The following is a 271-nucleotide window of genomic DNA, read 5'->3' as shown; positions in this document are numbered from 1 at the left end:
AGTTCATCCTTGGCAAGATCGGTTCGGCGTTCCTGCCGCGCAAAGACGCTGAGCAGGAAACTTCCGACCTGTGCGTGGAAGCGGCGAATGCGCTGTTCGCCAGCAATCCTGAACTGAAGCGTGAATCGATCGACGCGTTGATTGTCGTCACGCAAAACGGTGACGAAGAAGGCCTGCCGCACACAGCAGCAATCGTCCAGGACAAACTCGGCCTGCCGACCAATGTCGCAGCGTTCGATATCTCTTTGGGCTGCTCCGGTTACGTCTACGG

Annotated in this window: 1 protein-coding gene; it reads left to right on the top strand. The window is 57.6% G+C overall.

Annotated features, from left to right (window positions below):
- Nucleotides 1-271: hypothetical protein (locus tag AAEY83_RS15265; RefSeq protein ID WP_502945196.1), on the top strand; the 271-nt coding region annotated here is incomplete at both ends.

The organism is Psychrobacter sp. TB20-MNA-CIBAN-0197, from assembly GCF_040309765.1.
Classification (GTDB): domain Bacteria; phylum Pseudomonadota; class Gammaproteobacteria; order Pseudomonadales; family Moraxellaceae; genus Psychrobacter; species Psychrobacter submarinus.
Note: the sequence above shows the minus strand (reverse complement) of the source record. Positions and strands in the feature narration are given on the sequence as shown.